This window comes from Eubacterium ramulus ATCC 29099 (assembly GCF_000469345.1).
Classification (GTDB): domain Bacteria; phylum Bacillota; class Clostridia; order Lachnospirales; family Lachnospiraceae; genus Eubacterium_I; species Eubacterium_I ramulus.
In genome coordinates this window covers 1-3,924 of the sequence record NZ_KI271111.1, presented here as the reverse complement: position 1 = coordinate 3,924, position 3,924 = coordinate 1, and the positions used below count along the sequence as shown (strand labels likewise).

4 protein-coding genes are annotated in these 3,924 nt (G+C 36.9%); all 4 read right to left on the bottom strand.

What is annotated here, in order from left to right; genetic code table 11:
* Positions 1–37: 37 nt before the first annotated feature.
* Positions 38–844 carry a hypothetical protein gene (locus HMPREF0373_RS06040; RefSeq protein ID WP_044963153.1) on the bottom strand — a complete coding sequence of 269 codons (807 nt, stop codon included), beginning with the start codon at positions 842–844 and terminating at the stop codon, positions 38–40.
* A gap of 173 nt (positions 845–1,017) precedes the next feature.
* Positions 1,018–1,257, bottom strand: a complete 240-nt coding sequence (locus HMPREF0373_RS06035; RefSeq protein ID WP_021738762.1) for a DUF6061 family protein — start codon at positions 1,255–1,257, stop codon at positions 1,018–1,020.
* Between the two features lie 64 nt (positions 1,258–1,321).
* A complete protein-coding gene (locus HMPREF0373_RS16385) occupies positions 1,322–1,486 on the bottom strand; it encodes a hypothetical protein (protein WP_155958132.1) in 165 nt (54 codons plus the stop codon).
* 10 nt (positions 1,487–1,496) lie between these two features.
* Positions 1,497–2,936: a plasmid recombination protein gene (locus tag HMPREF0373_RS06025; protein WP_021738760.1), complete on the bottom strand. Its 1,440-nt coding sequence runs from the start codon at positions 2,934–2,936 to the stop codon at positions 1,497–1,499.
* Positions 2,937–3,924: the final 988 nt, after the last annotated feature.

Genomic DNA, 3,924 nt, shown 5'->3' with positions numbered 1-3,924 from the left:
TTTATGGTTGACTTTTCATAGCTGGTCTCCTTGTAAATCACTCTACTGAACACAATAAATTTGTAAAATCAATAAATCCGTCATATATTGAAGTAACATTTATCATCTTCATAGTTATTTCTTGATCATTTAAATAATACTGTATATCGCTTTGACTCGTAGTCCCTACTATAATGTTATAATCATTTACACACCCCAATTCTTCATTAAAAATGTTTCCATATGAAAGCTGACTGCCATTCTTTAAAATCGTCAGTTCAAAACTCTTGACTGTTCCTGTTCTTCTAATAATATTATCCTGTAAAAAACTATTACTCAACGTTTCTATCAGAAGAGATAAATACATAATATCCTTTTTCCTCGAATGCAATTTACCATATTTCCCTTTTCCCGAAATTCTTATATTTAAGCATTCATTATTTTTATAATAATCTATCATAAATCCACATGTTTCATAATACATCTTACAACTATCATTTTTAATTTCTTTTATTGGCTTACTGGGAAGTTCCTCTATATTCAAAACCTGCTTCAAATTATTTTCCAAAGCATTAATCCAATATTTGATTGACTTTTGTTCCACTAACTCTATCACAATCCCAATTCTATACTGCAACACTTTATTCCTTATTAACATCTGATTTATCCATTTGCTTATGATATTTCTCTTACTTAAAATCAATTCACCAACTGCAAAAATACACCCTAACAAAGATAAACCATCTGTATTAAACAAATTTGTAATATCCCATTTTATTTTTCCTGTTACAATAATTATAATAGCCCCAATAAGATATACAATTGATACCCCAAACATAATTCTATTAAAAAATTTTTTATTCATAATTATCTCCATACACAGACAAATACTTTTTATATATTATAGCACCTACATGCTATTATTTCCATCTTGTCTTATTCCTTGATATTCATTTTATATTACTATTTTCGTTCAACTCTCATACCTAAAAAACTCCCTAGCCATCATTTCCGCCGTAGCCCGGTTATCCCCCTTCTTCAAATACCCCTGCACAATCGTCCCAAACCTTCCCTTAACCATATCATCCTCAATATCGCAATATGCCTGCATCTCCCAGACAAAGCCATTGCCACATACTCTATTGGCTTGTCATCCAACAACCTATGCAGCTTCGCCAGTGACTGCTCTGTTGTCCTCAGAGCAGCCTCCACTTCTTCGCACTTTATCCGCAACATATTTCCATCTGTAAACCACACCTCAACATATCCGTTATCCATGTTATAAGCTCATTCCACGATTATCCATTCGATTATCTTTCATCTCATCAATCCATCCTTCCCATTATCTTACCCCATAAGACCTGTCATACCGTCTTATCTGCTGCTCTGTACGCTCCTGTTCCTTTACCTTACGAATAATCGTATCAATCTGCTCCGCACCGACATATCTCTTCACACGCTCCAGATCATCAACCTTTTCCTGCAACATTTCTGTCTTATCGCTCATATCCTTAATCTTACCTTTGTAAAACTCCACATCCTCTGACAATCTCTTCTTTTCGCAATTGCAGGACTTCCTCTTTTAGTCTTACACACTGGATTGTCAGATTCTTTATCAGTGTTTTAAGCTTATTCACAAATGGTATAACCACCTTATCCCGAAATGACTTAGCACTTGCAAATGCTCCCGGTTCCGGCAATTGCCACTCCGATGCTTCATCATACTTTCTTACATCACGCTGTAATAACTGCTCCGACTGCACCATCTGCCCTATATGCCTCTTAAGCTCATTCTGTTGCTTTTCAAGTTGAACATTATTCTGTTGCAAATCATTGTATTTCTGTCTTAATGCCTGAATATCAGATTGCAATGAATCATTCCTTTGCTCCAGAGTGTGATTGTCAGCAGATAACTGATCATTCACATTCTTCAATTTACTATTCGTATATTGTAAATCTTCATGCCGTTGTTCCAGTTCTTCATTATCTGTCTGCAACTGTAACTGCTTTTGCTTCAAATCATGATTTTCCATGCGAAGTCTGTCCTTGTGGCTTTCAAGCCTTGAATTTTCCATTCTCAAATCCTTATTACCTGCAAGCAATACTTCCTTCTCCTGTTGTGCTGTAATTCTCTCCTCGTTTGCTTTCTGTGTAGCTTCTTCTGCCAGTTCTTTTTCAGTTGTAGCATTCTTTAATTCCTGTTTCTTTACAAAAACCTCTTCTCCAAGCTGTGCAACCACAGAAGATATTTCCCGCTTCTGACTATCCAATTCAGCTACTTCCCTTGCCCGCTCTTTCTTTTCAAATTCAAGCACCGACAAATGTTTCTCATGTGTACCCTTTTGCAGCCATTCCACACCATATCGCTCCATGACTGTCGCAATTTCCTGCTTTTCTGATGCAATCCACTGATTTAATTCGGTAGCACCTCTAGTGCCACCGGTGAAGCCTTCTGCCGCTAGTGCAGATTTTAATGATACCCTTGTATCAAGTCCTCGCTTGCTTCCTGTAATATATGGTACAAAATCAATGTGCAGATGCAGTGTTTCTTCATCCATATGCAAATGTGCCGAGAATACATACAAGTTCGGATTTCTAGTTTGGAACTCATCCATAAATTCCGTTAAAATTCTTTTTGCCAACAATCCATCTTCACTTTTGGCATTCATATCATTTTTATTTCCGATTTGAAATATCACTTCATGAAATAACTTTTCCTGCTTGCTCCTCCTGATTTTTTCATAATAATTATCAATCACGCGATCTTTCCGTTTCTGTTTTGCATTATATCGTTCCCGTGCTTCATCAAACAATTTATGATAAACCTGCTTAATATCTCCCTGGCAAAATTCCACATTATCAGCACTTCTGTTTTTATCTACATTCTTAGCTGTAAATGCTCTGGTATTATGGTTCACAGAACCTTTTCCGATCATTGCACTTATCGTTCTCTCCATAGGCAATCTTCCCCTTTCTTTTATCTGTCATATTAGCGCCGAATACGGCGCAGGCTTTGTTACTTTCGTCGAAAGTAACGCAAAAGCACTTTTGACGGCTACGCCATCAAAAATGCAACCTGACAAATCAGGCTTTGCGCCCTGCCGGGAGCTTTTCTGCCTGCGGCAGTCAGTGTACACAAGCCTCCACTGTGTCAAGCACACCACATTTTCCTTATCGATTCTAACGGAAGCGTGACACGCAGCCATTATATATATTTAAGAAAAACTACCACCGAAAACTCTCCGGCACACCTCGTCTATCCAAATATTCCTTTCGAGCCCTTTCCTTTTCTTCTTCCGTTGGTGCACTAAGGAACAGACTGCTGATCTGTATCATAGGATTCTAACCTCTGCCGGGTACTCCGCCAGCTCCTTAGAGAAGTATCATTATCTTTCTGACTGTCATCGCCATGTCAGGGGCAACCTGACACTCATACCGGGAGTTCTCGCTGTTCTGCAACTGCAAAAGTTATGGCGTACCCGATAAAACGGCTATCATCAGAATTAACGTCTTAGTGACCTGTATATTCAGTTTTCAATTCAAGTGAAAGGATTCCATTTTTATTGATTGGAATTACTCCCTTCACTTATTTGGAATTGCTCAGGCTTTTGACACCCTATTTTTTTAAAATTTTTTAAATTATTTTTTTGAAAGAGATTTTAGAACAATAGATAAGTAGAAAAAGCTTCAAATCCTGTGTATAATTAAGAAATGAAGATCGAGACAAACGTAAATTTGTGGCATTGATAGCAGCTGGAGCGACTGTATTAACAATTATTGGTTCAATAGTAGCCGTAAAAGTAACAAGTAATTCACAAATAAAGGAACAGAAAATTGTAGCTGATCGAGAAATGAAAAGGAAGTATTATAATGCATTTATTGAGACTTTTACCCAAAAGTTATTTTATATAAAGTAAGCGTCAAATAAAACAGTGTATAGAAAAA

Excerpts from the sequence above, each read along its gene's own strand:
- HMPREF0373_RS06035 (WP_021738762.1), bottom strand. The coding sequence starts at position 1,257 with ATGGATAACGGATATGTTGAGGTGTGGTTTACAGATGGAAATATGTTG.
- HMPREF0373_RS16385 (WP_155958132.1), bottom strand. The coding sequence starts at position 1,486 with ATGAGCGATAAGACAGAAATGTTGCAGGAAAAGGTTGATGATCTGGAG.
- HMPREF0373_RS06025 (WP_021738760.1), bottom strand. The coding sequence starts at position 2,936 with ATGGAGAGAACGATAAGTGCAATGATCGGAAAAGGTTCTGTGAACCAT.
- HMPREF0373_RS06040 (WP_044963153.1), bottom strand. The coding sequence starts at position 844 with ATGAATAAAAAATTTTTTAATAGAATTATGTTTGGGGTATCAATTGTA.